The sequence below is a fragment of the Sporomusa sp. KB1 genome, assembly GCF_007830295.1.
Lineage (GTDB): Bacteria > Bacillota > Negativicutes > Sporomusales > Sporomusaceae > Sporomusa.
Genome location: NZ_VLKC01000002.1, coordinates 1,631,739 through 1,658,472, shown reverse-complemented (window position 1 = coordinate 1,658,472; position 26,734 = coordinate 1,631,739). Strand labels below are relative to the sequence as shown.

Below are 26,734 nucleotides of genomic sequence, written 5' to 3'. Positions count from 1 at the left end.
TAAAGGTAGTGATATGAGGATGTCAAACATAAAGAGACTCATCTGCGCTGTGCTGTGCACCCCGTCAAGAGGACAATGAAAAAATAGAAGAACTTGATCGCTGTTGACCGAATGGTGGGCAGCGTTTTTTTATGCAGCCTTTGTGTACTGTTGATGGAACTCCATCGGTGTCATGACAGACAAACGACGCTGTAAACGCTGGTAATTGTAATAATAGATGTAGTCGGAAATAGTTTGCGCAAGCTGTTCCCGGCTGGTGAATTTGTACCCATAATACATTTCACGTTTTAGAATGCTCCAAAAGCCTTCCATCGGACCGTTATCGATACAGTGCGCCACTCTAGACATGCTTTGCTTCATTCTTGCGGCCTGAATCTTCATGTGAAAAGAACGGCTTGTGTATTGGAAACCACGGTCGCTGTGAAACATCGGATGGGCATCGGGATTGGAGGTCACTGCAGCGTCAAATGTGTCGAAAACGATCCTGTTATCATTGTGATCGCCTAGGGCATAGGAGACGATGCGCCGATCATACAGATCCAATATAGCGCTCAAATATATCTTGTGGACTTCCGGCCCAATGTAATACTTGAACTCCGTCACATCCGTCAGCCATTTCGAGTTTGGCACATCTGCGTGAAACTGCCGTTTTAGATAGTTTTTGGCGATGTATTCCGGAGATGTCGCGCTCCTGGTGCATCCGTGCCTTCTATACTTAATCGTTGATTGGATATGAAGAGCACGATTGATCCGAAGAATACGTTTATCATTTACATGGATGTCGTGTTTCCTGTCTAACTCGTCCCGTATTCTACGGTATCCCATATCCGGATGCGCTTTATGTATATTCCCAATTACACCTGCAATTCGCTCGTTCTCCAACTCACGGTTGCTCTTCGGATGCATCAGCCATCGATAATATGCTGAACGCGTGATGTGTAAAAAGTCGCAGAGCTTCCATACAGGAAATGACCGCTCCTCAGATAGTATTCTCACTGCTTCATAGGTTGACTGACACCTTACGAAGCTCAGCGTCGCCTCCTTTCCAATTCCTTCACTTTTTTTAACAAGGCGTTCTCCATTTCAAGATCGTATTTTTCCCGTTCAAGCTGCGCTATCCGGTCTCTTAGTTCTTCCTCCGGCGTACGGCTCGGCAGCGTTCCGGCGCGGTGTCCCCGCCGGTCTTCCAGCCCCGCTTCTCCCATCTTGCGATATTTATTTGTCCACGTGTAGACCTGCTGGTATGAAACTTGGTATTTGAGCGCTGCTGCGCCATAATTATATCCATTGGAAATACACTCTTTTACAATCTGTATCCGCTCTTGTGCGGTGGTGTTCCGGCCCTTCGTCATGCGGCTTCCTCCTGTCTGTATCGTGAAGTCCTCATGACGATTATACACCTTTAACCAGTCCCGGAGTTGTTTGGTACTCCGTATTTTGTATTCCTGGCATATTTCCTACAAGGAACCTTTTCCAGTCAAATAATCAAAAACCGCCGATAGCTTCGTTTCCTTGCTGTATGCCCGCTCATGCTTTTGGGGCAGAAATCCTCCCGACCCTTCCGACTTATATCGGCTGACCCAATCTGCAATCGTCTTATGATTTACTCCTGCCAATCGTCCCGCTTCACAACATCCGACTTTTCCTGATAGATATGATTCTACGATACGTATTTTTTCTTCTGCCGCTATCTTTCCTTTTTTCGGCATAATATTACCCCCAGACTGAACAGTGTTTTTTATTTCACTGTCCTGTCTGGGGGTAGCATATCACTATAAGTGGGAGTTTCACTTTTACTTCCCACGGAGCGGGTAGTTTCGGTGGCTGAAACATTTGATACTGCTTTTAGAGTCAAATGTGGATTTTCAGGCAAATGATTCGTGAACGTAAAAGTGAATACTTCACAAAAAGCTATAGAATATTATGTGAGGTATTCACATAGACGCACTGAGGTGTATCTGATACTATTGAGGCATGAACAACATATGGATTTAGCAATGGCGCTGAATTTATATCCTCAGGGATATAGTCGGCGTTTTTATTATTTGAACATTATCATACAAGGGAGAGGTTTTACGATGAGTACTATGGGAAGCAAGACCGAAAAGCTTATAATAAGAAAAAACAATGCAGTTGCCAGGGGGATAGCCAACTCTACAGGGGTTTTTGTAGAAAAGGCTAGTGGAGCTGTGATTACCGATGTAGACGGTAGAGAGTTTCTGGATTTTTATGCAGGAGTTGGAGTTTTAAATGTTGGACATTGTCCAGAGCCAGTGGTCAAAGCCATACAAAAACAGGCAGATAAATTACTTCATTCTTTTTTTGCTATCGGCATGTATGAACCCTATGTGGAGTTGGCAGAAAAGATGAATTCATTGATGCCAGGTTCTGCTCCAAAAAAGACCATGTTTGCTAACAGTGGTGCGGAAGCTGTTGAAAATGCAGTAAAAATTGCCAGGCATGCTACTAAAAGAACGGGGATCATTGCTTTTGAATGTGCATTTCATGGTCGCACTTTTATGACCATGAGTCTTACCAGTAAAGTTAAGCCTTATAAATATGGATTTGGGCCTTTGGCTCCAGAGGTTTATAAGGTTCCTTCTGCATACTGCTATCGTTGCCATTATCGCTCCACTTATCCAGGCTGCGGTATGCATTGCCTGGAAAATTTTGAACGGTTTTTTACAGCGGAAATTGATGCTGAGCACATTGCCGCGATGATTATTGAACCGGTGCAAGGAGAAGGTGGTTTCCTCGTGCCGCCACCAGAATTTTTACCAGGTCTCAAAGCTATTTGTGAAAGTAAGGGGATATTATTCATTGTTGATGAGGTGCAAAGCGGCTTTGCCCGTACAGGAAAAATGTTCGCCATTGAAAACTGGGGTGTGGAGCCTGACTTAATGACCTCAGCAAAATCGATTGCTGCTGGCGTGCCACTAAGTGCTGTTACAGGCAAGGCCGAATATATGGATGCACCTGACGCGGGAAATATTGGCGGAACTTATGGTGGCAATCCGTTAGCTTGTGTGGCTGGTTTAGAGACGATAAAGTTTATTGAAGAAAATAATCTTTGCAGCCGGGCTGAAGAAATTGGCCGTAAGACCATGGTGAGACTGGAAGCCCTGAAGGAAAAATGCAGTAGTATTGGTGACGTGAGAGGAGTCGGCGCGATGATTGGTATTGAACTAGTCAAAGACCGGCAAACCAAAGAACCAGCGAAAGAGCTTACTGGTAAGGTAGTGAAATATTGCCTGGAGCAAGGCGTGATAGTAATCAGTGCCGGTGTTTTCAGTAATGTAATTCGTTTACTGATCCCGCTGGTGATTACTGACGAACAACTGGATCGTGGGCTTACCGTTTTAGAACAAAGTATACTGCGGGCTACTGCAGAAGTATAGAATAGTATAAGTAAAAAGTTGTAAGCAAAGACGCTTGTCGACAATGGGTAACGTTGTTGATGTGCGTCTTTTTGTATAACTATAAAAAAGAGGGAGGAGCATGTTTATGAAAGAGAAATCGTTACATTTAGAAAAAGAAAATCTAAAAAAAGACCTTAAGGATAGGCATATACAACTTATTGCTATTGGCGGTGTTATTGGTGTTGCCTTGTTTATGGGTTCTGCTCAGGCAAGTAAGCTGGCAGGGCCGGCTCTCACACTAGCCTATGCTATTGGCGGAGTTATCATGTATTTCGTGCTGCGTGCCCTTGGTGAAGTTGCCGTAGAACATCCTGTTGCGTCCTCATTTGCGGGTTATGCACGAGTTTTTTGCGGACCGTTAATATCTTTTCTTACTGGGTGGACGTACTGGTACCAATGGGTTGTTCTGGGCATGGCTGAAATTTCTGCTGTGGGTCTATACATGAGATATTGGTCACCAGATATACAGCAATGGATTCCGGCGTTGATTTGCCTTGCTTTCATCATTATGATAAATTTAGTTGCTGTAAAATATTATGGCGAATTTGAATTTTGGTTTGCCTTGATCAAGGTTATAACGATTATAGCCATGCTGATTGTTGGCTTTGCCATGATTCTCTTTGGTTTTAGTAATGACGGTGTTGCCATTGGTTTCTCTAACTTATGGATACATGGTGGGTTTATGCCGTTTGGCTGGACTGGTGTTTCCATGGCTTTGGTTATGGTGGTATTTGCTTATTCCGGGGTTGAGCTGATCGGGATTACCGCAGGTGAGGCCGCCGATCCTGAACATTCATTGAAATCTGCGATTGATAAAGTGTTTTGGCGAGTGCTTGTGTTCTATGTTGGTTCCATGGTAGCGATATTGTCTATTTTTCCCTATGAGACTTTGCCCAAAGGGGTCAGCCCATTTGTAATGATCTTTGAAAAAGCAGGGATTCCTTATGCTGCTTCTATTATAAACTGCGTAATTCTATCTTCGGCAGCCTCTTGCCTAAATAGCTGTATGTATGTGTGTGGACGGATGCTATATGGCCTGGCTCTGAGGAACGAAGCACCTAAGTTCTTAGGTGAACTTTCTGGCAATCAAGTTCCTGCCAATGGTGTCTTGTTTTCTGGTGCTGTATGCCTAGTTGGTGTTTATTTCAACTATATAGCTCCTGACAGCGTATTTTACTACATGTCGGCAATTACCACAACGGGTTGTATGTGGACGTGGTCATTAATTATGTATATTCAGTTCAAATGGCGGAAAAGCCTGAGCATTGAACAAGTTGCCAAGCTAAAATATCCCATGCCCTTTTATCCCTATGCCAATTATATAGTAGGAGCATTTATGCTTGCTGTAACTTTGGGTATGGGGTATGACCATGATAATCTGGTTGGTCTTTATGTTGCTCCTGTCTGGTATGGCGGACTCTTTATTCTCTATAAATTATTTAAAATTGGTGAAGCCCAACAGAAAGCTGATTTGAGTATCCGGACAGAATGGTAAAGTTGATAATACTCTTAAATGACGTTATTGCAGATCTAGGAGGAAAATTATGTTCGCATTAAATTTCCAATCGTCATATCATGAAAAATTACTACAGAATCGGATGAAACATTGTACTGTTAGATTAGGTGATTTAAGGGATGTATATGTGGAAAATTCCATAGTGTGGATTACTTTTGGGGATAGGTTAAGCCCAAAGAAAAAAATGTATCAGGCGATGATTGATAAGGTATATATAAAGAAATTCTCCCAGTTGACGGCAGAAGACTTAGTCCATCAGAATCCTGCAATAGATTCAGTAGCGGGACTGATTACCTTTTTTGAAAACCTTTATGGTAAATCCATATCACCAAACGATATTGTTAGTGTGGTCTATTTCTCTGAGGTGATTGAAGAATATTTACTCAGTTGTTAAAATAGCCTGTATACAGGGGGCGAGATTAAATTATCCAAGTATTATATATATTGGATATCGGCTGTCTGGATGTGACAAAAGCGGTATAAAAGTTTAAAATAGAAATATTACTATAAAAGGAGAAAAATATGAAATTACTTCAAGTGAAACCTCAAATTCATAAGTTTACTCATTTTAAAGATTTTGCTGAATTTTTTGCTATTGCAGCTGGAGATTTCGTATTAACAAACGAATTTTTATATAACTCCTATATGAAAGGATTAAATCTTAACGCTGACTTCATGTTCCGGGAAAAGTATGGGAAGGGTGAACCTTCAGATGAAATGATCGATGCTATTATGAAAGGCATGGGTGGCAAAGATTATCGGCGAATCATTGCTATTGGCGGTGGTTCGGTGATAGATATAGCTAAGCTTTTAGTTATCAAAGATGCTACAAGTGCGCTAGCGTTATTTGAAAAGAAAATTCCTTTAATAAAAGGAAGAGAACTGATAATAGTTCCAACTACTTGTGGTACAGGTAGTGAAGTTACCAATATATCAATAGCTGAGATAAAATCAAAACATACCAAAATGGGCCTTGGAGTAGATGAGTTATATCCTGATTATGCAGTATTAATACCGGAATTAGTAAAAGAACTTCCCTATAAGTTTTTCGTAACAAGTTCAATTGATGCTTTAATTCATGCCGTCGAATCATATGTTTCGCCTAAATCTAATAGTTCTACCGAATTATTTAGTGTAAAAGCTATGGAATTAATACTTAAGGGATATATGGATATACTAGATAAAGGATCTGAGTATCGATTAGAAATAATAGAAGATTTTCTAATTGGCAGCAATTTTGCGGGAATAGCTTTTGGAAATACTGGTGTGGGAGCGGTACATGCATTATCCTATCCGCTAGGTGGAAACTACCACGTTCCTCATGGAGAAGCAAACTATCAATTTTTTATTGAAGTATTTAAGACCTACAACCAAAAGAATCCTGATGGAAAAATAAAAGAACTTAATGAGATACTGGCTGGAATTTTAAAAGTTTCAGATACTACTACTGTTTATGATGAGCTTTCAAAACGTCTTGACAATTTACTAGCTAAAAAACCTCTTAGAGACTATGGAATGAAAGAAGAAGAAGTTGAAATTTTTACGGATACCGTAATAGAAGGTCAACAGAGACTGTTAGTAAATAATTATGTTCCACTTAGCAGAAATGAAATTCGTGACATATTTAAAGCGTTATATTAGACGTCGTTTCAAAATAAGATGAGAGATATAACGAAAGCCGTACTATTTATTTGATGTATCGAAAAAGGGGCTGAGGAAAGCTTATTTCTAAGTTTTCCTCAGCCCCTTTTTAATTTGTAGCAGGTGTTATGCTATTCTATAAAACGATTTCGGAGTAAAAATGTAGTAAAAAACAGCATTGCCGCCACCAAAATGATGGTTGCTCCTGTTGCCGTATTCCAGTAGTACGAAAGTATTAATCCTGCCACACCCGCGAAAATAGCGAGCAAAACAGAAACAAGATGATATTGCCTGACATTGCTTGTTACATTTCGCGCAGCGGCTGCCGGCAGAACTAACATGGAGTTGATAATCAAAAGCCCTACCCATTGGATGCTAATGGCTACAACGATAGCCAGTGCTGAGGAGAACAATATCTCGATAAGTAATGTATTAATACCCCGACTTGCCGCCAAAGATGGATTGATGCTAATGACAAGTATTTTATTAAATATGACAAGCCACAACAACACGATGCCAATAAACACACCAAAAAGCATACCAATTTCAACTGGCGTTATACTTAATAAGTCGCCAATCAGGTAGGATGAAAATTTAGCAAAACTGCCGCCCTGAGACATAATCATCAAACCTAATGCGATCGCTGTGGATGAAAATACTCCGATAATGGTATCTGTGGAAACGCTGCTCTTGTTCTTAATAACGGTAATAACAATGGAAAAAAATAAAGAAAATAGGACAAGGGCTGTAAGGGGCTTAATGCCTCCAATTAGCACCCCGATTGCGATGCCGGTAAATGCCCCATGGCCAAGTGAATCAGAGAAAAATACCATCCGGTTGCTAACTACCATGGTGCCCAGCAAGCCGAACAACGGCGTAACCAGCAGCACTGCCAGCAGCGCATTTTTCATAAAGGTATGGCTCAGCCATTGAAAAGGAAGCAGGAAAGTAGTCAACTCATACCACACATCTAACATGAAGCGCCCTCCCTGTCAGGCTGGACTTTCCCCTGCATAGTATGCTGCACTAGCATGCCAAACACATTTCGGGTTCGAGGATCATTAAATACTTCCGCTGGGGAACCATTACAGATCACAGTTCCATTTAAGAGAACGACTCTATCTGCATATTTTGCAACCAAGTTAAGGTCGTGAGATATTAAGATAATTGACAGATCATGGTTGGCCCTAAGATCTGAAACGATATTATAAAACAATTCTAATCCGTTTTGGTCAATTCCGGAGACAGGTTCATCCAGCAGCAATAGGTCTGGTATGGGTTCAAGCGAGAGTGCTAATAGTATTCTTTGCAGTTCGCCGCCTGACAATGCGCCAAGCCTTCTGTCAATGAGATGCTCCGCTTTTACTTTGATAAGAATTTGACCGACTCGGTCCCGGATACGTTTGGAACTAGTTAACCAACAGGGAATGTTTGTTAGATAGGCTGTAAACAGGTCAAGTACACTTGTCGGTGTACTGAGATCAAAATTTAGGTATTGTGGAACATACCCAATCAAAGGGTGTCCGCTATGGACACCCTTTGCATCAAAATACTTAAGTACTCCGGAATGCTTCACTTCACCAAGAATTGCTTTCAAAAGGGTACTCTTACCTGCCCCGTTAGGCCCAATTATTGCCGTAAGTTCCCCACAGTGAATATGGAGATTTACGTCATGAAATATTTGTGTATTTCCAAAAGTAACGTTAAAATTTTCGATTTTGGTGCAGCATAACCGACTGCAGTCATTTTCGCTGTGAGAACATGGATGCCAATTATTTTCTATCATTGCAATGCCTCTTGTAATATTTTTAAATTATTTTCCATTGTGCGGATATACGCATCATAGGCATCAGGCTTGGCTTCACCAGTTACCACCGGATCAAGGGTATAAACTTTTGCGCCTGTTTCCTGCGCAATTGTCTGAGCAGCTTTTGACGAATACTGCGGCTCAGCAAATAATGCTTTGATATGAGATTTTTTTATTGTATTGATAGTAGCTTCTAATTCCGCCGGGGATGGCTCTGAGCCAGGCTCTCTTTCAATAACTGAAACAATGGTTAGCTTAAATTCCTTGGCGAAATAGGGAAAGGCTTCATGGAAGGTAATGATATCCTTATTTTTGGCACCATCCAATGATTTATGCATGGTATCTTGCAAGGCTTCCAATTTTTTCACGTATTCAGCCGCATTGTTTTTATATTGCGCTGCATTTTGCGTATCTACCGCCGCCAGTTGTTCGGCGATATTATTGACCTGAAGAATGGCATTAGAAACACTAACCCATACATGAGGATTCTCTTCCCCGGTTTCATCTTTTAGCAGTTCAAGATTCTTGCTGGCATCAATTATTTTTAGTTGCGGTTGCTGCTTTATTGTCTTATCCAAGAAAGCTTCCATGCCTGCTCCGTTGATAACAAAAGCATTTGCTTTTTCAAGCGTTTTTAAATCTTCCGGAGTTAGTTGGTAGTCATGCAGGCAGCCAGTCTGTGGTTTTGTCATATTAACTACCTCAATACCAGGAATGCCTTTGGTAACGTTAATAGTGGCAATATACATGGGATAAAAGGATGTTACTATCGTAAAATTCTCTTTTTGTCCCGTATTGATGGAATTTTGCGTATTAGAAACCTTACTTTGTCCACAACCAGTCAACATAGCAAAACTGATGACCGCTATTACTACTAACTTAACAAATTTTGAAAACATTACAATACCTCCAAACGTAATTATCACTCAAATAGGAATGGTGTCAAATAGGAATATTCCTAACTACAGTATATATACCATTTTTTCCCTAGTCAAGTATAATTTTCTGTTCCTATAATATTGCTGGCAGCTAAGCACCTACTAACCTTGTATTACTTAGCTTACAACAGAAGCTGCTTTACTTGGGGGCGGATTTACACTTGTGGCAGTAGCCGTAGATTTCCAGTGAGTGCCCGGTGATCTGGAATTCTGAGCCGGCGGCCGTTTGCAGACGTTGCTCATCAATTGGACAATAATCTAAACAATCGGCTTGCCCACAACTAAGACAAACCAGATGATGGTGGTGCCCATCAATAGACAACTCAAATACTTTCACGTCTTTACCTGGCAGATTAATCGAGTTTACGATGCCAATTTCAACAAGCAGATTGAGATTTCTATAAATAGTATCCAAACCCACGTCAGGGTTTGTTGCTTTAATATCATTAAAAACCTCTAGGGCAGTAGGGAATTTACTAAAATTGAGCAAGGATTGTATTACGGCTCTACGCTGGGGGGTAATTTTACAGCCTTTTTCTTTAAGTTTCTGTATGATTTTTTCCAACTGCAAACACCATCCTAACTAATAATATTACTATTTTAACATAGGATTAGTAATATTTATTGGGATATTACTAAAAAAATAACATAAGAAATAAAAATGGGAGGAAATGTTGCTGTATCTCCAGAAAAGGTAAAATAAGGCTAGTTATGTAAGTAATTGCAAAAAAGATAGCAGCCAGCAGCGTGTTAGTAGTTCAACAGAAGTTCTGCCGTTTTCTCAATAGAATGACGGTGATAACGATTTTCTGTATATTTTTCGAAGAGTTTCCAGCCTGTGATTGTTTTGGGGGTGAAATGACAGCGGATTTCATAAATCTCTGGTGTTTCGAAGTGTACAACGTACATATAGTATTTCAGTAGATAGAGACCAGCACCGCGATAATTAGGATTGACGGCAAAGCAGGGAACAGATACAGAATGGGCTGCCAGCCGTTGTTGAGATAAATAACCGATAATGTCAGTGTCGTTTAACAAAATGATGCTGTGTGGTAGATCCAGCGTTTCCCAATGAAGTTTATAACTTAGATAATTGGGAAAAATCGTTTCCTCTGTGTCGTTTAATCTTTGCTTGATATTTTCGGTCAATTCATTATAACGGATGGCATTCCATCCTTCCGGCAAAAAGGCGCTGCCCCGGGCAAGTGTCTTGCTGGTAAATTTAGTACTTACAATATTGTATGGATTAAAACAGAAAATTTCTCCTTGATATACGGGTGTTTGAAAATCGCACTGACAGAGAAGATGATCAAACACTGCAATTTCAGATTTAGGTAGTACATAGTAAATGGATATTTTTTGGCAGTGTTTTTCATTGGCAGTTTCTTTGAGTGCTGAAAGCAATTTTTTGGCGATACCTTGCTGCCGATAATTCACATCTATGTATAATGATTGAATGAATATAGTTTCATTTTCCAGCAATGCGACTAATGCACCCAGCGGCGTGCCAGTGGTTTCATCAATTGCGCCCAGGGCGATGTAAGCTGGATTCCTGATACAGCTATGGCATTTTGTTAGCATTTGCTGATAAAAAAGTCGTGCTGTCTTTTGGTGTAATACAATAATCTCCATAAGCACATTCCTTTTATACATTTTTAATCAAGGTTATGTTTCGCTACATATAAGTAAAACCCTTTACAAGGAGATGCCATAAAAACCGGCTAATCAAGAATAAATAGGCGATTTTAGTTTAGGAGTGGTAGCAGTGGCAGATGTTTGTCTAGTGCACATGCCTTTTTCTATGTTAGGTAATCCGTCGATGGCACTGAGTGTATTGAAGGGAGAAGTGCAAAAAGCAGGTTTGTCGGCAGTGATTGAATACGGTAATTTGCGGTTTGCCAAAAGGCTGGGATTAAAAAAATACAGCGATTTTATGAAAGATATTGGTTCCTTTGAGTTACTAGGTGAATTGATATTCAGTCACTTGGCTGGATTTTCTAAACATCGTGATTCGGCAGAGTATTTTGCGTATGCCAAACAGGAAATACAGGCAAACCATCTTGATGTAGAGCAGATATATGAACCCTGCTATGCCCGGTTTGAAGCTACTAAGCCGTTTATCGACTCATTCTTGCTGGAAATGGTGGAAGTCATTTTGTCATATCAGCCGCGAATTGTTGGCTGTGACATTACCTATCAGCAGCAAAATGCATCTTTGGCATTAGTAAGGCTGCTTAAGGAACGTGATCCGTCAATTGTGACAGTATTGGGAGGAAATAGTTGTACTGGCAGTATCGGACAGGCACTTGCGGATTATATGCCAACTGTCGATTATGTCTTTTCCGGCGAAGCTGACGATCTATTTCCTGAGTTTTGCAAGCATGTGTTAGCAGGAGATTCTAAGGAGTTTATCCATACGTTGTTTCCCAGTGCGTTGGTTGCTGGCGGGCAGAAAATGTCATGGGGACGCAGCCTTATGGCAAATATGGCAATACCTGACTTTTATGACTATTTTCGTAGTCTGGAAGAATTTGATTTTAAAAAACATATTGTTCCCTGCTTATTAATAGAAGGTTCGCGTGGGTGTTGGTGGGGACAAAAAAAACGCTGTACATTTTGCGGAATTCATACAAGTAAAGAAACATTACAGTATCGCCAGAAAAGCAGCGAAGACATTATCAAAGAACTTAACGTACAGTATGGACGGTACACAATAGATACTTTTATTTTTACTGATTGCATTTTAAGTAATGATCATATTCGGGAGTTGCTGCCACGCCTGGCCAACAATGAACAAAAATTTAAATTTTTTGCCGAAGTGAAATCAAATCTAACAAAAGATGATGTTAAGGCCTTTCGCGAAGCCGGTTTTTCCTATTTGCAGCCGGGAATTGAGAGCTTGCAAGATAATTTGCTGGGGTTAATGAATAAGGGAAACCGGGCGATTAAACATGTTGAATTATTAAAATATTGCCGTTATTATGGCATCTTAGTTGTATGGAATTTATTAAAGGACATGCCTGGTGATCAAGCTGAATGGTATCAGGAAATGGTGGAGCTATTGCCGCTAATTAGTCATTTACAGCCGCCGACACATTTGAATTCGGTTATTTTTCAGCGCAACAGCTCGTATACCATGAATCCCGCAGCATATGGACTCGAGCTGGAGCCGATTGAGTTGTATCACTATGTTGGTTTGGATGATGAGAATTTTATTCAGCGAACAGCAGAATATTATTTGCCAAAGTCAATTGCCGACGATGATTTATATCGTACTAAGGTAGGCTTATGGCAAAAACTTGCAGCACAGATTTCTAAATGGATTGAGCTCTATAATGTTGGCCGTGGTGACCGTCTGGTGATGAGTATATTTGACAACTGCCTGGAAATCAGTGATTTAAGAGATTGTGCGGTGCAGAGCGTGTATACGCTGACAGGTGTGGATAAAGAGGTTTATTTATTTGCCGCTATAGCAATTACCTGCCGCAAAGTAAGAGAATTGTTAGACGGCAAGTATTCCGCAGCTGAGATTGATGGTGCTATCGAAGGCTTATTGACGGCTAGGCTGATGATAAAGATTGGTGAAGAAATTCTTGCTTTGGCAGTACAGTTTCCTGCTCTTCCGTATCGCCGCGGGAGCGGACTTCCTGTCGGGAATATTCATTTTGAAGATAAAGAGGGTGGCATAGTTGGTGAATAAAGAATTTTTAAAAATGATGGAGGCCGTGCCGAAAATCATTCAGTCTGGGGAACGTAATAGCAGGCAAATGCATACAGTGGCCCAGGTAAAACGGTTTTTAGAGTGGTATATTGGTGATCCGGATTTTCGTGCAGCCTATGAACAGGCACCATCGGAAACTCTTGCTTGCTACCAGCTAAATGTGAAGGTCGAAGACATGGACTGCCTTTGTAAAGATCCGCTATGTAATTTATATCAGGGTAAATATGAAAATTTACCTGTAGCGGTACAATGGTATTCGGCTTATATGCTTGAAAAGATAGGCCACCGCAATCGTTTGCAGGAACATGACTGCGTTCCGAAAAATCCCGCATTTAAAGCTTGGCGGCAACGCCAGTTGAATCGCTGCTGGGGTGAACTTGGCAGTAATAATGTGGGATTTATTCATGTACCGCTTGTTTTTGAATTGTCAAAAGGTTGTTCTATGGGGTGCGAGTTTTGTGCACTAGCATCGGCAAAACTGGAGGGTATATTCCGGGCGACAACGGAGAATAGCACCCTATGGCGGGATATTTTGCTTAAGTCGCGGGAGATTATCGGTGATGCTGCCGGTTCCGGGGTATGTTATTGTGCTACAGAACCATTTGATAATCCCGATTATGAAGAGTTCAGCCGGATTTATCAGGAGATATTTGGTGTAGTACCGCAGGTAACTACGGCAGCGGCCATGCGGCAGCCAGAGAGAACGAAAAAATTTCTTCAGGAAGCGGCAAAAATGCCAGGTATTCATCGTTTTTCAGTTTTAACTTTGGAGTTGTATCGGGAAATTTTGCAGTATTTCGCACCGGAAGAATTGTTGTTTGTCGAGTTATTGCCTCGCTTTCCGGAAGCAGCAGCGTATAATACGGTGACCAAAGCGGGACGGGCTAGAGAAGAAAATGGTGAGGAGTCAGTAGCCCAGACAATTAGTTGCGCTTCTGGCTTTATAGTTAATCTGGTGGAAAAAAGTATTCGCCTGACGACACCTTGCAATGCAGATGAAGCACATCCTACCGGAGAAATTAAACCAGGGCAGATGCTGTTTACCAATAGCGCTGATTTTGCTGAAAAGATGACGCTAATGATTAATACCTATATGCCAATAAGTTTGGATTCTGGACAAATCCTGCGTTTTCAGGAGTATTATACCAGCTGTCCGTCGAAAGAGGGCTTTACTCTTGCAAGCAAGGCAAAATTTCGAGTTAATTTTCAAAATTCTCCGGAAATAAAGCAGGATATTTATGGGATGATTGGAGAATTAATACAACAGAAAAAATGGACCGCTAGGCAGATCGCAAGTACGCTTTTGACAAAAAATGACATTGCGCCGGCGGAAACGTTTTACTGTATAAATTATCTTTTCAAGGCAGGCTGCTTGGTAGAGTATTAATGAGGGAGGATTATTATGACGGAAAAGGATGTACAGGTACTTTATGGTGAATTGATTGCCAAGTGCTGGGAGGATGATGCTTTTAAGGCTAAATTCATCGCCAATCCCGGGGAGGTTATGGAAGAGTTTGGCGTACCAATTGAAGAAGGTGTGGAGTACAAAGTAATTGAAGCACCCAAAATGGTAAAATATATTGTGCTGCCACATAAGAAGGTAGCTGAATCGGTCAAGGCGATTTCGAAAATGATGCTTGCCGCTGTAGAAAGTGAACAACAGACCGTTGTTCCGGAAGGCGTTGAATTCAGAATTGTGCAGAATACGGAAGATACCAGGTATATTGTTTTGCATCCGTCACCTGATACACTAACAGCAGCTGAGCTTGACCTGGTTGCTGGCGGTGGCAAAAATTCCGTATCGAATATTAATTATGGAGTGAATGTCAATATTGGAACAAATGTTGAACTTGCTGTGAATGTAACCACTGTGGCGAGTGCAGCGGAGGCTGCTGCAGTTGTTGTTGTCGTCGGTGCGATAGTATTTATTTGATGGAGCAAAAAAAGCAAAGAGTGCAGGGTTGCTCTTTGTTTTTTTTATATAATAATTTAGGTGAATAGAATGGAAAATAAATATTTAAAAATAGGAATTGTAGCGATTATGTTGGTAGTTGTGCTGATTGTTGGCTATGGAATTTATATCAACGTAGTAAGCAATCAGCATGTTGAAAAAATGACACAGGCCCAGTATGCTTCTGTAACAGGGGCTAAAGTTGGCTATTATGAAATTCATCCGTCGCTAACCCATAAGAGTATTACTGTGCGGGCCGAATGGATGGAAGACATTCAGGCACAAATTGATGGCATGGTTACAAAAGTCTTTATCCAGGCAGGTAATCATGTCCAGGCAGGCACGGTTATTGCCGAAGTGGAAAACGTGGATTTGCCGGCACAGATTGCACAGGCAGAAGGCGTTATCAGCCAGGCCAAGGCGAAACGAGTCGGGGCTGAACAGGATGTTGAACGGTACCGCATTTTAGCTGAACAGGGTGCAGCTTCGCAAAAACAATATGAAGATGCCAAAATGTCGATGGCTGTTGCCCAGGGCGAACTGGATGCAGCCATTGCTCAACGCCAGCAGCTACTAGTTAAACAAGGTAAAAATGTAATTATTGCGCCGCGAACAGGTGATATTTTAAATTTGTACTGTCACCAGGGTTATTATATTCGCACCGGTGAATCAATCTGTCTAATTGGTGATTTTTCCAAAATGATATTTCAGACTTCACTTGATGATGAAATTGCCAAAAATTTATGGAAAATAAAGAATTTTTATATTCCTCTTAATAAAACCATTTTGAAAAATCGGGCCTATAATGTTAATGACAGCCAGCGTAAGGGGTATGAGTCAAGGGTTCCGGTAGAACTGGTGGAAGCTATTCCGGCTTTTTCAGAACCGGCTGATGTTCGTACCTTGACGTGGCATATCGTAGGACAAGACGGCTCAATTGAGCCGACAAGCTATGGCGATGTGGATATTATTGCTCAAAATGGTACTCAAATTCTGGGTGTTCCGCTATCGGCGCTGATATATAATGATATTTATCACCCGGAAGACGCGGAGGTTTTTGTCGTTGATGGCAATAATAAGCTGGCTGTTCGGAAGGTGTCATTAGGACAAAGAGACGATACTTATGTTGAAACTTTATCTGGTCTCAGTGAAGGGGAAACTGTGATAATTTCCGGAAAACAAGGTCTTACAACCGGTGATCAAGTACGGATTATTCATAATGAAGAAAAGGTGCTTAACCATGGAAAATAAACCATTGTTTCAAAAAAAAGCATTGGATAAAATGAGGAAACCGATGCAGCTTGATCAATTGTTTACAATTACAAGTTCGCTTGGCTGGCTATTGATTGCTGCTGTAATGCTGGTCTTGTTTTCGGGTATTATCTGGTCTGTTTTTGGTGTAATGGCAGATAAAGTGAATGGCTATGGGATTATTGTAGATTCCGCAGGGGTCAGTTCAATTGCGCATACATCGGCAGGACGGGTACAAAAGATGGTTGTGAAGATTGGTGAAACCGTAAAAAAAGGACAGATAGTTGCATATATAGAGCAACCACAACTGGAGCAAAATGCGTTACTATCCAAAGAACGGCTTGCTTTAGGGAAAACGAGTACCGATATGCGGGACCGGGTAGCGCAATACAGTTCAACGAAAGATGAACTGCAGCGAGAAGTGCAGGTTGTTAGCCCGTTTGATGGCATTATTGTAGAACAACGGGTGAAAGAAGGCGATCTTGTTTCAACAGGTACAACGTTTTATGTATTGCGTCAGATGTCTGCGCGCGAAGATATCATGGCTGTGGTATATGTTCCCGTTTTAGAAGGGAAAAAGGTAAAAGAGGGGATGACCATTCAAATTTCACCAGGCTCAGTTGATTCTTCTCAGCATGGGGCTATGGTAGGCAGGGTTGTCAGTGTGAGCGAATATCCTGTAAGCAGCGATTCTATTATGGTTTGGGTTGCCAGGAATAAAGACTTGGTAAGCTGGATTGCGGGTAAGTCTGGCGGCTCTATGTTGGAAGTGAACGTAGAACTGATTAAAGATAATGCTACACCTTCCGGGTATTTATGGACATCAGTAGTTGGCCCGGATGAAAAAATTACCACAGGAACGGCCTGTACCGCCAAGGTTATTGTTCACCGGGATGCGCCGATTGTTAAGGCATATCGGAAATTCAGCCAGTGGGTACGGAGTGATTGACGACAATGCCAGAAATAAATCAACGTAAAAAAACGCCTTTGATGCTGCAAATGGAGGCAACTGAATGCGGTGCGGCTGCGCTGGGAATTGTTCTGGGGCATTTTGGTTTGTTTTTACCGCTAGAAGAGTTGCGACTTACCTGTGGCGTTAGCCGCAATGGCAGTAAGGCAGGGAATATTCTGCGAGCTGCTGAAAAATATGGTCTTGTTGGGCAAGGGTATACGTATTCTGCCGAACGGCTGCTAAAAGCACCGATGCCAGCGATTGTACACTGGGGATTTAATCATTTTTTGGTTGTAGAAGGCAGCAAAAACGGTAAAGTCTATCTAAATGATCCGGCACGCGGACATCGGACAGTAGACCTGCAGGAATTTGAAGAGAATTATACCGGGATTGCTATTTTGGTAGCGCCGGGGAAAGACTTTACTGCTAACGGTCAGGAACCTTCATTGTGGAAACCGTTTTATGAGCAATTATGCCGCAACAATAAAGTTGTATTGCTGTTTGTCCTGTTGATTGGTTTAGGAACCGCTATTTGTGGAATGGTTACACCGGTATTTACGCAGCTTTTTTTTGATGAGATTTTGACTTATTTGCACCGGGAATGGCTGTTTGATTTGCTGCTTGGTATGGCTATTATCCTTGTAATAAAAGGTATACTTAATTTGTTGAATTCCTGGACATTGACCAAATGGCAAGGGAGTATGACGATTGGGCGTTCCGCAGAATTTTTTCACCATGTACTACATTTGCCGATTGAGTTTTTTCAGCAGCGTTATTCCGGTGAAGTAGCGGCAAGAGCCCAATTTGCTGAAAGTATTGCAGATTTTATATCCGGACAGCTGGCCCGCGTTGTACTTGACATTGCAATTGCTCTATTTTATTTATTTTTGCTATTTGAATATAATGTGCAGTTAACGATAGTTGGTCTGCTGTTTACGACACTCAATATGGTGGTTCTTTATTATTCTTTTCAATGGTTGAAAGAACAGCAAATGCTTATTCAACAGGAATCGGCAAAATTGTATGGTTTATCAATTGCAGGAATAGCAACAATTGAAACGCTAAAAGCCAATGGCAATGAACAGGACTTTTTTATGAAATGGGCTGGTTTTAATACCCGAATGTTGATTTTAACCCAACGTTCGGAGTATTATAGCCAGTTAATTAATCTTGTACCAGCTTTGCTGGCAGGAGTTAATAGTGCCATTATCATGATGGTCGGTGGTTTTCAGATAATGGACGGCTTTATGAGTATCGGTATCTTTATTGCATTTCAGGGATTGATGGGTAATTTTCAGGAGCCTGTGGGCAGAGTATTGTCTCTTGCCCAAAGCGTACAGCAATATCATTCACAATTGGTGCGGTTAGAGGATGTATTGCGTTATGAAGTCGACCCTCTAACCCAAAGTGAAAAGGCGCTTGGTACTATGCCTAGCAAATTGAGTGGCAGTTTGACCATGAATAAAGTATCCTTTGGGTACAGTAAATTGGATAAACCAATATTAAAACAGTTCAAATTAGAGTTAAAACCCAGTAAACGGGTGGCTATTGTTGGTGCTTCAGGGAGCGGGAAATCGACGGTTGCAAAACTGGCAGCAGGTTTACTTGAACCCTGGTCAGGCGAAATACTATTTGACAATAATTCACGCCAGGAAATTCCGCGTCAGATTATGGCTTCTTCTGTAGCTTTAGTAGAACAGGATATTTCTTTATTTGAAGGTACTGTTATTGAGAATGTTACGCTGTTTAATGCCGCAATATCATATCAGGATATTGTTCAGGCCGCAAAGGATGCAGAAATTCATCAGGATATTTTAAAACTAAGCGGCGGCTATGATGCACCTGTAGCTGAAGGCGGGTATAATTTCAGCGGCGGGCAAAGGCAGCGACTGGAAATTGCCCGGGCACTGGCCGAGAATCCGCGGTTATTGATTTTTGATGAAGCTACCAGTGCACTTGACCCGTTAACGGAAAAAAAGATTATGAAAAATATTCGCAGGCGAGGTTGTTCGTGCCTGATTGTTGCGCATCGTTTGAGTACAATTCGTGATTGTGAAGAAATCATTGTTCTTCAAAAGGGGCGGGTTGTGCAGCGAGGTACACATGAGGAGCTTATTGCGGCAGGCGGTGCATACCGGCAGTTGATTGACAGTGAAGGTTGATGATGGATATGGCATATAAAGAGAACGTGATAACGTTACAAGCAGGACAATGGCTGTGGCTTGACCAGGCAGACTTATTATTGGAACTATTTACTGCGACAGCTGAACTTTATATCGTTTTGCCCGAAGGCAGGCGCATTTATATTGATGAGCTAGCTGCAGGCAAATCTATGGTCGGCTTGCCGGTATCTGCCGATAAAATTCGTCTTTTGGCTTTGGTAACAACGGCCGGCGAAGCAAGCTTTAGAACGTGGAAAGAGACAGGTGTAGCCGCAGATACGGTAGATTCTATTTTGCAAATTCTCTTAAATTGGCCGGATAAATATTTAAATCCCCGTGTTTATCAGCCAGTGCAAGCAGGGCAGAAGCTGGAGCTGGCAGTAAGTCAATATATAAAAACTGCAGATTTAGATGAAATTCTGTGGATTGAGGTTACCGTTGGCCGCTTACAATTATGCGGCGCGAGGGAAGGAACAGTATTCGAAGGTGATATTGTAGCTATTTCCCGCAATATCTGGCTAAAAAGCACTGAAAAAACGCAGTGTATTGCCTATTCTACAGAAATGCTTGCAAAACTAAAAGAAGAAAATGCACTTCTTAATCTGTTTACGTTAGAACAGCAATGGTTTTTAGCTGTCATTGCCGATCACATGGTAGACTATCGTTTAAGTGACAGTGAAAAAATGCTGAATGACAAGCAGCAGAATGACACGGTTATGAACTATGCTATTCATGAATTGCTGAAAAATGATGTAAAGTCATTGCCGCCAGTAATAAAAAGAAATGAGCAGCAGCTGCCGGCGATTTTTGTTGTTGCTCGCGTTATTGCTCAAAATATGGGTTTGTCAGCATATCAGTTTAAAAGTTCTAATTCCAGTCTTTTAAAAGTGACGCAAAATGAGTTGGTACAGGCCGCGGCTACTGCTGCCGGTATGATCCAACGGAAAGTGAAACTAACAGGGGACTGGTATTTACATGATCATGGCGAATTGTTGATTTTTATTGATGGTAACCCTTATGCAGCGACACCGGTAACCAGTTCTCGATATCAATTCGTTGATCCGGTGAATGGGGTAGTGAAGCTAATTGATCAACAGCTTGCTGAGGAAATAGAAGAAACTGCCTATACCTTTTACCCACAGTTACCATCAGAGATAACTTCTGTTCACAAATGGCTGAAATGGTCTTTGAAATTTTGCTGGAAACGCGATTTATGGATTTTATTGTTTGCCTGTATCATTGCCGGAATTATTCCGATTATTACACCATTTATTACGCAGACTGTATTTGAGGATATTATTCCAAGCCATGACAAAAAGGCACATTTAATTATTGTTCAGGTTATGTTTGTTACGGCAGCAGTCAGTGTAATGGTGAATTTAGTGCGCGGCGTGGCAGTACTGCGCATTAAAAATAAAATGCATGTTGTATCAGAAGCGTCTTTGTGGCTGCGCTTATTATCTTTGCCTGCCAGTTTTTTTCGGGAATACCATATCGGTGATTTAGCGCAGCGTATGCAGGGGGTAGGGCAGATTTATAGCAGTATGTCCACTGTTGTTGCCAGTGGCATTTTTAATGGGATGTTTTCTTTTTGGAACATTTTTGTGATGTGTTATTACAGTCCCAAACTGACGCTTGTTGCGCTACTATTTTGGGCGGTCTACGCAATGGCAGCTATTTTCTTTTCGGTTCGTTTAGTCAGATATCAGCGAAAAAAAACGGCAGCGCTTGGTAAGGTTGCAGGACAGACAGTCCAGCTATTTAATAGCATCAGTAAATTTAGGGTACAGGCGGCAGAAATACGGGCCTTTAGTTTATGGGCGGAAAAATTTGGTGAAGAATGGAAATGGAACCGGAAATCCCGTTGGCAGCAAAATTATTTGGACTTTCTAAATGCAGTCATGAATATGCTGCTTACCATGTTGATTTTTTGGATGACAATTCATTGGCTTGATATTGGAATAGAAGAGAAGGTTACTTTTTTATCACAACCGGATTTTTTAGGGTTTAATGCGGCCTTGGGCGGCTTAGGCAGTTCGATAATGGGTTTATTATCGGCTATTGGTACTTCTTTGGCTATCTTGCCGCTTGGCGAAAGGGCAAGGCCAATTCTGGAAACCAAAGTTGAGGGTAGTGGTGATCAATTGGAAGCCGGGGAATTTAACGGTAGAATTGTTGTAGATAATGTGAGCTTTCGCTATGGCGCAGGAAAACCATTGGTGTTAAAAGAGGTTACTTTTTCCGCCAATCCGGGTGATTTTATCGCGATAGTAGGTGCTTCAGGCTGCGGCAAATCTACTCTGCTGCGCTTACTTCTGGGGCTGGAAAAAGCGGAAAATGGGATTGTTGAATATGACGGCACTGATTTAAATAAAGTAACGGCTGTTTCTGTACGCCGGCAAATTGGAGTAGTATTACAGCATGGCCAGCTTATGGCAGGCAGTATTTTAGATAATATTATCGGTTCACTGCCATTGACCCGGGAAGATGCGATCGAAGCAGCAGCACTAGCTGGCCTGGAAGAAGATATCAAGGAAATGCCAATGGGGATAGACACGGTAATTAGTGAAGGCGCCAACAATATATCTGGTGGCCAAAGGCAGCGTATATTGATTGCCCGCGCCATTGTAAACAGACCGCGTATTATTATTTTTGACGAAGCGACAAGTGCGCTTGATAACCATACCCAGGCAATTATTGCGGAAACACTGGAAAAGCTAAACGCGACAAGGATTGTTGTAGCTCATAGATTAAGTACCATTCAAAAGGCAACGAAAATTATGGTTTTGCATGAAGGAACAATTGTGGAAACAGGTAATTTTACTGAACTTATGCAAAAGCAAGGACTATTTGCTCAATTGGCAAAGCGGCAGTTGGTTTAACTTAGGCTGTGTTTTCAGGGAACTTAGTTAAACATTTGCCAGAAATCATAAATTAACTGCATCAACGGGGAAGTGACGTAAATAAACCCGCAAGAGTAAAAGGCTCTTGCGGGTTTATTTACTATGATAGTTATCAAAAAAACATACAAAAACAAACAAAAACAAACAATGCGGATAAATATACTTTGACTGTGTTGATTTATAGCTGTTTTTATAGTATTATGGTCAATAAGGGAAAAGCTTGCCTGGTTATCCATAATATTCAACATCAGGAGTGCGGTATTCATATACAGCATTTGTGAAACTGAGTTCTAATGGGATAGGCTTTTACTTGATATGGTTTGAGGGAGGCGTTTAGTGTGAAAAAAAAGGGGATTATTATTGCTTTCGTTTTATTATTGTATGGTCTTGGGATATCAGGTGCTGTAGGTTTTGCAGCTGAAAAACAACCCGCGGTGGATAATGACCAAATAATTGCCGACAGTAATACAATTATTGCTGATAATCCTTATGATACAGTGGCTTATTATAAACGCGGTAAGGCATATTTTGCGCAAAAGCAATATGACTTAGCTCTCAAAGATTATAATCGAGTAATCGCAGGCGCTTATTTGGATCAGGGGTATCTCTATGAGAAAAGAGGCGAGGATGATAAGGCGATTGAGGATTATCGACTAGCAATATTCAATGATCCTACATATGAAATGGCTTATGACCACCGGGGATTTATGTACAATAAAATTGGTAAATATGATTTAGCCCTTATTGACTGTAATAAAGCCATTGAGCTTAATCCTAAGTATCCTGCGGGGTATTTAAACAAAGGTACAGCATATGAAAAACAGCATTTATATAAAGAAGCAATTGCAACATATCGCAGCATGTTGGAAAATGTGCCGCTAGAAGATACGCATCATCGGGATGCAGCTATAAAACGTATCCGTGCATTAGGTGGGACGACTGTCGAATAGAAATGATAAGCAGTCCAAATGACACCGGCCACAATACTGGTGACCGGTGTCATTTACTTACTATGTGGAAAAGCTTAGTAATTATCTTGCAAACTATAAGCTAAGTTCATTAATAAATGAGTGTTAAGACAATTGCCAGTTAGTGATTTCTTATTGGAGGGAAATATGAAAAAGCTATGTTTGTTGCGGATAGCGATTGTCGTCATTATTCTTGTTATTATAACAGGGTGCGGGAAGCAAAATAACTTAGGTTCTGATACGGCGGTCAAGGCAAATAGCGGCAGGGTTATTACCGACATGGCAGGACGTAAGGTTGTATTACCGCAGATAATCCGGAAGGTGTACCCGGTGTCGCCAGTGGAATCGATACTGCTTTATACTATTGATCCTGAGTTTCTGCCAGGTTGGAGCTATCATATGGGTGCTGATCAGGCGGACTATATTCTGCCAGCCTATCGCGACTTGCCGGTTCTTGGCTGGATTAATCGCGGCTCTACCGGCAATGTTGAGGAAATTATGAAGATGAATCCGGACATCATCTTGATGGTGAATGATATCACCCCGGCGAATAAGGAATATGCGGACGAATTGGAAAAAATTACAAAAATACCAGTAGTTCTGCTGGATAAAGAAATGACTAAAATGGAACAAACTTATTTGGCTGCCGGCAAAGTGCTTGGCCGCGAGGAACGGGTAACCGAGCTTGCGGCGTATTGCCGGGAGACGATTGGAATGGTAGCAGAAAAAAAAGCACTTTTGGCGAACCGTAAACCAGTCACAGTTTACTATGCGGAAGGCCGCGGCGGTCTGGAAACTGAGCCGCGTGGATCGTGGCATACCGAGATTATTCAATTTGTCGGCGGAGAAAATGTCGCTGACCCTGATTTGCCAGGCGGCAGCAATATTGGCCGTAGTCCGGTGTCGTTGGAACAAGTGATAGTCTGGAATCCGGAAGTTATATTAGTAGGTTACTTTCGCGACGGCGAAAGCAGCAGCTTTCCAGCGATCATGGACGACAAAGGATGGCAAAATATCCAGGCGGTAGGCAACAGAAGAGTGTATGAAATTCCTACCGGTCCCTTTAACTGGTTTGACCGTCCGCCGGGGATAAATCGCCTTATTGGTATCAGGTGGGTGGCAAATTTGCTGTATCCTGATGTATATCCTTTTGATTTTCGTTCTGAGGTTAAGCGATTTTATGCGCTATTTTATCATTATCAGCTTTCTGAGCAGGAGTTAGACAAGCTGGTTACCGGAACGCAAAGAAAGTAAATTGTTACCGTTTCTTATCTCAGGGAAGCATGAAGAAGGAAGGGATAGCATGAAGTGTAATTATTGTGAATGGCGTTGTGAGCTGGGCGGCGATAACTATGGTGTGTGTCGCATGTATCAGGAGGAAGGCGGGACGATAAAAGAGCGCTTTCCTCATAAGTGGTGCACGTATGTCATTTCGCGGGTTGAATCGGTGCCATTTTATCATGCTTATCCAGGCAGTAGAAGTATGACTATTGGCACAACCGGGTGCAATATGGCATGCCAGTATTGCGTAAATGCTTTTATTGCCAAAGAAGAGCCGGTTACACTTCAGGATACAATGTATACGTTTACTCCGGCAGAACTTGTCCAGATGGCGATTAAACGCGGGTGTCATAATATCGTATTTAATGTTAATGAACCGACCGTTTCGCTGCCTTCACTGCTAGAGGTTTCTAAGGAGGCGCGCTTGGCGGGAATACCGATGGGCTGTCTCACCAATGCGTATACTACCGAGGAAGCGACAGAACTTCTGGCTTCGGTGTTTTCGTTTGTTAATATAAGCTTAAAAGGGCTGGCGGCAGATTTTTGCCGTCAGTATGTAGGAATTCCAGATGTTAAGCCAATATTGCGGAACATTACAAGACTGGCATCGCTGACTCATGTGGAGGTTACAACTCCGGTAATCGAGTCAGTTAATGATAATGAGCTGGATCAAATTGCGGCCCTTCTGGCCGATGTTGACAAGGAAATTCCGTGGCATGTTTTTCGTCTGTTGCCGGAATACAAAATGAAAGAAGCCGAGTATCCCAATATTGAGGCGATAAATGGTGCATTAGAAAAAAGCCGCCAATTATTGTCTTACGTTTATTTTCATAATTTTGTCGGCTCTGACTGGGTCAATACACTTTGTCCTCAGTGTGGCAGTGCGGTAATAGAACGGTTTAGCCTGGGGTGCGGCGGGGATAAGCTGGATCGCTATAACTGCCGGAATAAGGCGTGTCCTGAATGTGGTTATAGGATTAAGCTGCATGGCGATCGCATTGAGTGGAATGGGCAAGGAGGTCAGCTATGAGTTTGGCAATTATTGATGCCAGAGCGTGGCAGAATACATTTGATCTTAAGACAGGTCAGAAACGGCAGGATAATTCTCCGAAAACCCAGATGGTAAAAGCTGTGCTGGGAGAACATCCGTTTCCTGGTGATATTGATGACAAGGGTAACCAATGGGTGACAGATACGGCATTGGATTTAGTTGACAGGTATGACCCGAACTTTGCTTTTTTAATCTATGCACAGCAGTATTATTCATTTCGGTTTGAACATCCAGGGGAGGCTAAGCGCCAGCAGCTCATTGACGACGTCTTTGAAGAAGTGGAACGCTTTAGAGAAGAATCGGGATTTTTTCCGGTAGTTGTGGGAACCGGTGACATGATTCCAGTAAAAGAATATATTGATTTGAGCCGGTTGGATGGCTTGGCTATTACGAGCCACTGGATGACCCGGTATGCCGGTCTTTATGGTATCAGCCCGGCCGATATGCGCTATTTGCGGCAGCTTGCCAGGATTGAAAGGCTGGTCAGCAAAGAAGAATTCATGTCTTTATTCAGCAGTGAACCGGTGTCTGCTGATCGGTTGCCGGAATATCTGGCAGTAGCCAAAGAGGGGTATTGCTTCAGATCTACATTATTGCGGCAGCCAGTAATGATACCAGCCTGTAATTATTCTATTCCGGTATCAGCGGCCTTGGGAGAGGTAAACTCCATCACAGATATCAGTGATGGTATTGACGCTATTTTGCGGGAGAAAAAAGTGGCGCTCATTTTAGTCGAGGGTGTGGGAATCAAGGATTTCCGTCTGCCATATACTTCGTGCGCTAACGGCAAAGGCTGGTATGCTTATGAAAACGGTGAAGCGCAGTATTTGTCAATAAGTACAGGTAAACATCAGGTTTTTGCTTATCCGCCCGGCTATAGATCCTATCAGGAAGATGATGAAAACAAGGAATATCCTTTTTCCGGGTATTTGACCTCGATTCCGTCCGGTACGGTGGGGGAACGGTTTGACGGCAAGAGCATTGCCGTGGGAAACCGGAGTATGTTTATGCATACAGTGACAGGCACAGATATTGCGATTGAATGTTTTGCCAGGAATTTGGCTAATCAGGGATGCCTGGGGGTAATTCATCGATAAAGTGAACCTTACTTCAGGGGGGGTTGAGCCCACCTTGAAGCTTAGTCGAACAACTTCCTGAGAAGTTGTTCGACTA

General features: G+C 41.9%; 23 protein-coding genes. 15 read left to right on the top strand and 8 right to left on the bottom strand.

All coding sequences use genetic code 11. The features are described from left to right. Positions 1 to 129 precede the first annotated feature (129 nt). The 3 genes from SALPA_RS30355 to SALPA_RS30345 form a co-directional block, all read right to left on the bottom strand. On the bottom strand, positions 130 to 1,032 hold the full coding sequence (locus SALPA_RS30355) for an IS3 family transposase (RefSeq protein ID WP_255451414.1): 903 nt from the start codon (positions 1,030 to 1,032) through the stop codon (positions 130 to 132). Then, the gene (locus SALPA_RS30350) at positions 1,029 to 1,352 is read right to left on the bottom strand and encodes a helix-turn-helix domain-containing protein (protein WP_222427962.1); all 324 of its coding nucleotides are present in this window, start codon (positions 1,350 to 1,352) and stop codon (positions 1,029 to 1,031) included. Before SALPA_RS30350 ends, SALPA_RS30355 begins: the two co-directional genes overlap by 4 nt. A gap of 105 nt (positions 1,353 to 1,457) precedes the next feature. Further along, complete coding sequence (locus SALPA_RS30345; protein ID WP_222427961.1) at positions 1,458 to 1,709, bottom strand: helix-turn-helix domain-containing protein; 252 nt, start codon at positions 1,707 to 1,709, stop codon at positions 1,458 to 1,460. 369 nt (positions 1,710 to 2,078) lie between these two features. Here SALPA_RS30345 and gabT point away from each other — a divergent pair, with 369 nt between their 5' ends. The 4 genes from gabT to SALPA_RS11395 all read left to right on the top strand — a co-directional run bounded on the left by gabT (position 2,079) and on the right by SALPA_RS11395 (position 6,576). Further along, positions 2,079 to 3,398 (top strand): 4-aminobutyrate--2-oxoglutarate transaminase, encoded by a 1,320-nt coding sequence (gabT, locus tag SALPA_RS11410; RefSeq protein ID WP_145093804.1) that lies wholly within the window; start codon positions 2,079 to 2,081, stop codon positions 3,396 to 3,398. A gap of 106 nt (positions 3,399 to 3,504) precedes the next feature. Beyond that, positions 3,505 to 4,914 carry an amino acid permease gene (locus tag SALPA_RS11405; RefSeq protein ID WP_145093801.1) on the top strand — a complete coding sequence of 470 codons (1,410 nt, stop codon included), beginning with the start codon at positions 3,505 to 3,507 and terminating at the stop codon, positions 4,912 to 4,914. 49 nt (positions 4,915 to 4,963) lie between these two features. Further along, on the top strand, positions 4,964 to 5,329 hold the full coding sequence (locus tag SALPA_RS11400; RefSeq protein ID WP_145093798.1) for an ASCH domain-containing protein: 366 nt from the start codon (positions 4,964 to 4,966) through the stop codon (positions 5,327 to 5,329). A gap of 128 nt (positions 5,330 to 5,457) precedes the next feature. Beyond that, positions 5,458 to 6,576 (top strand): 4-hydroxybutyrate dehydrogenase, encoded by a 1,119-nt coding sequence (locus tag SALPA_RS11395; protein WP_145093795.1) that lies wholly within the window; start codon positions 5,458 to 5,460, stop codon positions 6,574 to 6,576. Between the two features lie 131 nt (positions 6,577 to 6,707). On the opposite strand, the gene SALPA_RS11390 is transcribed toward SALPA_RS11395, so the two are convergent. The 5 genes from SALPA_RS11390 to SALPA_RS11370 form a co-directional block, all read right to left on the bottom strand. Then, positions 6,708 to 7,553: a metal ABC transporter permease gene (locus tag SALPA_RS11390; protein WP_145093792.1), complete on the bottom strand. Its 846-nt coding sequence runs from the start codon at positions 7,551 to 7,553 to the stop codon at positions 6,708 to 6,710. Beyond that, the gene (locus SALPA_RS11385) at positions 7,547 to 8,362 is read right to left on the bottom strand and encodes a metal ABC transporter ATP-binding protein (protein ID WP_145093789.1); all 816 of its coding nucleotides are present in this window, start codon (positions 8,360 to 8,362) and stop codon (positions 7,547 to 7,549) included. The genes SALPA_RS11390 and SALPA_RS11385 overlap by 7 nt, the downstream gene beginning before the upstream one ends. After that, a complete protein-coding gene (locus tag SALPA_RS11380) occupies positions 8,359 to 9,282 on the bottom strand; it encodes a metal ABC transporter substrate-binding protein (RefSeq protein ID WP_145093787.1) in 924 nt (307 codons plus the stop codon). Before SALPA_RS11380 ends, SALPA_RS11385 begins: the two co-directional genes overlap by 4 nt. Positions 9,283 to 9,460: 178 nt before the next feature. Beyond that, a complete protein-coding gene (locus SALPA_RS11375; RefSeq protein ID WP_145093784.1) occupies positions 9,461 to 9,886 on the bottom strand; it encodes a Fur family transcriptional regulator in 426 nt (141 codons plus the stop codon). 185 nt (positions 9,887 to 10,071) lie between these two features. Next, positions 10,072 to 10,953: an N-acetyltransferase gene (locus tag SALPA_RS11370; RefSeq protein WP_186451034.1), complete on the bottom strand. Its 882-nt coding sequence runs from the start codon at positions 10,951 to 10,953 to the stop codon at positions 10,072 to 10,074. Positions 10,954 to 11,086: 133 nt separating this feature from the next. Between SALPA_RS11370 and SALPA_RS11365 the strand changes: the two genes are divergently transcribed. The 11 genes from SALPA_RS11365 (at position 11,087) to SALPA_RS11315 (ending at position 26,658) form a co-directional block, all read left to right on the top strand. Further along, positions 11,087 to 13,021, top strand: coding sequence for a RiPP maturation radical SAM C-methyltransferase (locus SALPA_RS11365; protein ID WP_145093778.1), 1,935 nt, complete (start codon positions 11,087 to 11,089; stop codon positions 13,019 to 13,021). Then, positions 13,014 to 14,429 carry a radical SAM family RiPP maturation amino acid epimerase gene (locus SALPA_RS11360; protein ID WP_145093765.1) on the top strand — a complete coding sequence of 472 codons (1,416 nt, stop codon included), beginning with the start codon at positions 13,014 to 13,016 and terminating at the stop codon, positions 14,427 to 14,429. Before SALPA_RS11365 ends, SALPA_RS11360 begins: the two co-directional genes overlap by 8 nt. Positions 14,430 to 14,444: 15 nt before the next feature. Continuing rightward, positions 14,445 to 14,975 (top strand): NHLP leader peptide family RiPP precursor, encoded by a 531-nt coding sequence (locus SALPA_RS11355; protein WP_145093762.1) that lies wholly within the window; start codon positions 14,445 to 14,447, stop codon positions 14,973 to 14,975. A 69-nt stretch (positions 14,976 to 15,044) separates the two neighbouring features. After that, a complete protein-coding gene (locus SALPA_RS11350) occupies positions 15,045 to 16,244 on the top strand; it encodes an efflux RND transporter periplasmic adaptor subunit (RefSeq protein WP_145093759.1) in 1,200 nt (399 codons plus the stop codon). Further along, positions 16,234 to 17,193, top strand: coding sequence for an efflux RND transporter periplasmic adaptor subunit (locus SALPA_RS11345; protein WP_186451033.1), 960 nt, complete (start codon positions 16,234 to 16,236; stop codon positions 17,191 to 17,193). Before SALPA_RS11350 ends, SALPA_RS11345 begins: the two co-directional genes overlap by 11 nt. A 5-nt stretch (positions 17,194 to 17,198) precedes the next feature. Next, positions 17,199 to 19,358: an NHLP family bacteriocin export ABC transporter peptidase/permease/ATPase subunit gene (locus SALPA_RS11340; protein ID WP_145093753.1), complete on the top strand. Its 2,160-nt coding sequence runs from the start codon at positions 17,199 to 17,201 to the stop codon at positions 19,356 to 19,358. Then, entirely contained in the window at positions 19,358 to 22,240 is a 2,883-nt protein-coding gene (locus SALPA_RS11335; RefSeq protein ID WP_145093750.1) for an NHLP bacteriocin export ABC transporter permease/ATPase subunit, read from the top strand. The genes SALPA_RS11340 and SALPA_RS11335 overlap by 1 nt, the downstream gene beginning before the upstream one ends. Positions 22,241 to 22,599: 359 nt before the next feature. Next, positions 22,600 to 23,211 carry a tetratricopeptide repeat protein gene (locus SALPA_RS11330; RefSeq protein WP_186451031.1) on the top strand — a complete coding sequence of 204 codons (612 nt, stop codon included), beginning with the start codon at positions 22,600 to 22,602 and terminating at the stop codon, positions 23,209 to 23,211. Positions 23,212 to 23,376: 165 nt separating this feature from the next. After that, on the top strand, positions 23,377 to 24,483 hold the full coding sequence (locus tag SALPA_RS11325; protein ID WP_145093744.1) for an ABC transporter substrate-binding protein: 1,107 nt from the start codon (positions 23,377 to 23,379) through the stop codon (positions 24,481 to 24,483). Between the two features lie 49 nt (positions 24,484 to 24,532). Then, on the top strand, positions 24,533 to 25,540 hold the full coding sequence (locus SALPA_RS11320; RefSeq protein ID WP_145093742.1) for a radical SAM protein: 1,008 nt from the start codon (positions 24,533 to 24,535) through the stop codon (positions 25,538 to 25,540). Further along, entirely contained in the window at positions 25,537 to 26,658 is a 1,122-nt protein-coding gene (locus tag SALPA_RS11315) for a hypothetical protein (RefSeq protein ID WP_145093739.1), read from the top strand. The genes SALPA_RS11320 and SALPA_RS11315 overlap by 4 nt, the downstream gene beginning before the upstream one ends. Positions 26,659 to 26,734: the final 76 nt, after the last annotated feature.